General features: G+C 57.3%; 3 protein-coding genes. 1 reads left to right on the plus strand and 2 read right to left on the minus strand.

Annotated features, from left to right (window positions below):
- Both dapE and AQS70_RS07690 read right to left on the minus strand, forming a co-directional pair.
- Window positions 1–998, minus strand: a 998-nt coding sequence (dapE, locus tag AQS70_RS07685) for a succinyl-diaminopimelate desuccinylase (RefSeq protein WP_055102275.1), incomplete at its 3' end; no start/stop codon positions are given.
- Between the two features lie 106 nt (window positions 999–1,104).
- On the minus strand, window positions 1,105–3,696 hold the full coding sequence (locus tag AQS70_RS07690; RefSeq protein WP_055102276.1) for a glycosyltransferase: 2,592 nt from the start codon (window positions 3,694–3,696) through the stop codon (window positions 1,105–1,107).
- Window positions 3,697–3,975: 279 nt separating this feature from the next.
- Here AQS70_RS07690 and tcdA point away from each other — a divergent pair, with 279 nt between their 5' ends.
- Complete coding sequence (tcdA, locus tag AQS70_RS07695; RefSeq protein WP_055102277.1) at window positions 3,976–4,800, plus strand: tRNA cyclic N6-threonylcarbamoyladenosine(37) synthase TcdA; 825 nt, start codon at window positions 3,976–3,978, stop codon at window positions 4,798–4,800.
- Window positions 4,801–4,840: the final 40 nt, after the last annotated feature.

Genomic DNA, 4,840 nt, shown 5'->3' on the forward strand with positions numbered 1-4,840 from the left:
GAAGTGCCGACGCTGGTGGAGGCTTTGGTTTCGCGGCCGGTGACCTGTTTGATGCTCGACGACACGGCGTCCAACAGTGCCCCTGGCTCGGTCAAAAACGGTAAGCCAGACAGCGCCCAGTCGATGTGCCAGTCCAGACCATGCTTGTCGAGGATATCAGCTACGCGCTGTTGCAAGCCTTCCACCGTTGACTCGGTCGAGAACCGGAAGTTGAAGACGGCAACCAGATCGCCGGGGATCACATTGGTCGCGCCAGTACCTGAGTTGAGGTTGGAGATCTGGAAACTGGTCGGCGGGAAGAATGCGTTGCCGTTGTCCCAATGCTCAGCGGCCAGTTCAGCCAGCGCAGGAGCGGTTAAGTGGATCGGATTTTTTGCCAAGTGCGGGTAGGCAACGTGACCTTGTACGCCACGAACCGTCAGTTTGGCGCCCAGCGAGCCGCGACGGCCATTTTTGACCACGTCGCCGACCAACGTGGTGCTCGAAGGCTCGCCAACGATGCACCAGTCCAGGCGTTCGTTACGCGCCGCGAAGCGTTCTACCACGGCTTTAGTGCCGTGATGAGCCGGGCCTTCTTCGTCGCTGGTAATCAGAAAAGCCACCGAACCCTTGTGGTCCGGGTAGTCGGCGACAAAGCGTTCTGCCGCGACCAGCATGGCTGCCAGGCTGCCTTTCATGTCGGCAGCGCCTCGGCCGCAGAGCATGCCGTGCTCGTCGATCAGCGCATCAAACGGGTCATTTTGCCAGGCGTGAACCGGGCCGGTAGGCACCACGTCGGTATGGCCAGCGAAGCACAGCACTGGTCCTTCATGTTTGCCGTGGGTGGCCCAAAAGTTGTCGACGTCTTCGATGCGCATAGGCTCTAGCTTAAAGCCGGCATCACCTAAGCGCTGCATCATCAGCTTCTGGCAATCGGCGTCGATCGGCGTCACGGAGGGGCGACGGATCAGATCGCAGGCAAGTTGCAGGGTCGGCGAAAGGTCGGCATTGACCGTCATGATAGGGACTCCGAAGCGGGACAAGTGCGGGCGGCACGGCACAAAAGGGCGGTTATCTTAAAGCAAAACGGCGACCAGAGGCCGCCGTTTAGTGGTGATGGGCGATTTAGGCCGCCGGTTGCTCTTGCGTAGCCTCTGTCGGTTTAGGCAGCGATGAGGCGAAGGCCATGATCAATGCGGCCAGATACGGCAACGATTGCACCATGAGCATCACCACCCAAAAGCGCATGTCGTTGCTTGGCAGCCCTTGGACACAGTAAATCCCGAGAGCAGCGCCCCACAGCAGCAACATGATGAATAGCTCTTCACGGGCTTCCGAAATTGCGACCCAAAAGCCGTGGTTGTCGGCATTTTTAGGGGTACGGAAAAACGGAATGCTGGTGGTGAAAAAGCCATAAAGCACTGCTTTTGCAATGGTGTGCGACAACGCTAAGCCCGCCAGTGCCGCGGCAAACGCATCCTTGAGGTTGACCCCCACGGCACGGCGGTACAGGAAGATGATCTTGCCGACTTTGAACACAAACAGCGCCAGCGGTGGGATGGCGAAAATCAGCAGCGGCGGATCGACCCGTGTCGGCACAATAATCATCGCCGCCGACCACAGCAGCGCGCCGAGGGTGAAGAAAATATTCATGCCGTCAGCCACCCAGGGCAACCAACCGGCCAAGAAGTGATAGCGCTGGCCGCGGGTTAGTTCGGTATTTTTGCCCAGCAGTAGGCTTGAGGCATGACGCTTGATGATCTGAATCGCACCATAAGCCCAGCGGAATCGCTGTTTCTTGAAGTCGATAAAAGTATCGGGCATCAGCCCTTTGCCATAGCTGTTGTGGGAATAGGCTGCGGAGTAGCCTTTCTCGAACACCCGCAGACCCAACTCGGCATCTTCACAGATGCACCAGTCGGCCCAGCCCAGCTCTTCAAGCACCGAGCGTCGAGTCATGGTCATGGTGCCGTGCTGAATGATCGCGTCACGTTCGTTACGGGTCACCATGCCAATGTGGAAGAACCCTTTGTATTCCGAATAACAGAGCTTTTTAAAGGTGCTTTCGTTCTGGTCGCGGTAGTCCTGTGGCGACTGCACAATGGCGATTTTAGGGTCGGCAAAGTGCGGCACCATGTGCTTGAGCCAGTTGCGGTCAACACAGTAGTCGGAGTCGATCACCGCGATCACTTCGGCATCTGGCGCGGTGTGCGGGATCAGGTAGTTGAGCGCGCCTCCCTTGAAACCCGCCAGCGGGGCAACATGGAAAAACTTGAAGCGCGGGCCGAGGGTGGCGCAGTAGTCGCGAACCGGCTCCCAGACGGCCGGATCCTTAGTGTTGTTGTCGATCAACAACACCTCGAAGTCCGGGTAGTCGAGGTTCGCCAGTGCGTTCAACGTTTGTTTAACCATCTCGGGCGGCTCGTTGTAACACGGCACGTGAATCGAGACTTTGGGTCGGTAGGCATCGTCGCTATCAACCGGTAAAAATTCGCGACGTCGTTTATGAGTCCAGACCGCCTCGGCCAGTTCATGCGCTTCGGTGAGCAGCACAATAAACACCCCCAACGCTCCTAAACCGAGCAAAAAGCCTACGGTCAAGCTGAACCAAGTGCTGTACTGCTGGCTGTAGTCGTAGCCGATCCACACCAGCGCCGAGCCACAAAGGAACGCGGTGAAGGTTAGAAAGGTGCGACCCCGTTGGCGCAGCGCCGAGCCGTCGATCAGCAGCAAGGCCAGCGACAGCAAGCCCATCACCACCGAGCCAATGGCCAGTACTCGCCACTGCGGGATAGCAACCACCGGGCCTTCAAAGTTGAATTTTTGCTGACGGGCAGCGTTGAATACGCCCCAGTAAGCGCCCACCGAGCCTTCGTCGCTGGCCTTCCAAGGCTGGTCAAAGGCTTCGATCACGAAGTAGTTGTAACCGCGACGGTTTAGGCTGTTCACCAGCGTGCGCAGATAGATGGCTTGGTCGGCAGGCGAGGCATCGGCCCCGCCGCGCATGCGGCCGTTGCTCGGCCAGCCGACCTCAGAGAGCAGCAGCGGCTTTTTCGGGAATATTTTTTTCAGGTCACGGGCGCGATCCAGGACAAACTCGCCTGCTTTATCGACCGGAATAAACTCCCAATACGGCAGAATGTGCGCTGCAATCAGGTCAACGTGCTTGGCCAGCTGGGGGTATTTCTCCCAAATGTGCCACTGCTCAGACGTGGTCACCGGCACTTTCACCGCTGCGCGGACCCGGTCCAGCAACACGATCAAGTCTTCGGGGGTGATTTCTTCACGAAATAGGGCTTCGTTACCGACCACAACCCGCACCACGCTGCGCGAATTATTGGCCAGTTCGATGGCTTTTTTAATTTCACGCTCATTGCGTTCAAGATCGGGGCTGATCCAGATACCAAGGGTCACTCGCAGGCCGAACTCTTCCGCAAGCTTGGGAATGTCACCCAAGGTTTCGTCGACCGAATAGGTGCGAATGTTGTCGGTCAGCTTGCTGATGATCTCTAGGTCGCGACGCATCTCTTCGTCGGTCGGGTATTGGTCTTTCTGCGGGTACTGGCCTTGCTGAAACGGCGAGTACGAAAAACCGGAGATTTGCTCAGGCCAGTTAGGAGCTGAAACCGGGCGGTTAATTAACGCCCAGAAGCCGGTGAAGAGGGCAGCAATGGCCAACACGACCACTAGGTTGAGTCCAAATTTACGCGATGACATAACTATTTCGGGTTCCAAAAGGAGTGGAACGAAGATCGAACGGCAGGTGCCAAACGGCGCGCATCCTACACCGCGCTCTGACCTACCGTACAGCGAACGGACTCATCTCTGGTGTTGGGCACTAACAGTCCGCTTAAGTTTTTACTGGTTTTTATGTGGGACGTTGTTCTTGTTACTTTGTGTGTAATTAAAGCAGGCTTGGTCGCTCAGGGTGCGGGAAAGATACTCAACGGCACGCATGGCCCCTATAATGCGCGCCGGTTTTTGGGGGGGTTGATCATGAGTACAGAAGATCCGCGGTTTGCCGGTGTCGCCCGGTTATATGGCCTAGAGGGCCTAGAGCGACTGCGTGCAGCGCACGTGGCGATTGTTGGCGTGGGCGGTGTCGGGTCGTGGGCGGCCGAAGCCATTGCCCGCTGCGGGGTAGGCGAAATTTCGCTGTTTGACTTGGATGACGTCTGCGTTAGTAACAGCAATCGCCAGCTTCATGCATTGAGCTCGACCATTGGTCGAGACAAAGTCGAGGTGATGGCTGAGCGTCTGCGCCAGATCAACCCCGATTGCACCGTGCACGCGGTGGCGGATTTCGTGACCCGCGAAACCATGGCGCAGTACATCACGCCGGACATCGACTGCGTTATCGACTGCATCGACAGCGTGAATGCCAAGGCGGCGCTGATTGCCTGGTGCAAGCGACGTAAAATCCAGATCATCACCACCGGTGGCGCGGGTGGGCAAATTGATCCGACGTTGATCCAGGTGTGCGACTTGAACCGTACCTTTAATGACCCACTGGCCTCGAAAGTACGCTCCACCTTGCGCCGCGATTATGGCTTCTCGCGTACCGTCACCCGTCATTACAGCGTGCCGTGTGTATTTTCGACCGAGCAACTGCGCTATCCCAAACCGGATGGGAGCATTTGCTTACAGAAGAGTTTTGTCGGCGATGGGGTGAAGCTCGATTGTGCCGGAGGTTTTGGCGCCGTCATGATGGTCACCGCCACGTTTGGCATGGTCGCGGCCACCAAAGCCGTGGACAAAATCGTCGCAGGCGTGCGGCGGCCTTCGGAAAAGGTCAAGACCAAGCCTTTGGCTGACGAATAATGGACTGTAGGAGCTGCCGAAGGCTGCGATCTTTTGCTTT

The sequence above is a fragment of the Pseudomonas endophytica genome, from assembly GCF_001411475.1.
Taxonomy (GTDB): domain Bacteria; phylum Pseudomonadota; class Gammaproteobacteria; order Pseudomonadales; family Pseudomonadaceae; genus Aquipseudomonas; species Aquipseudomonas endophytica.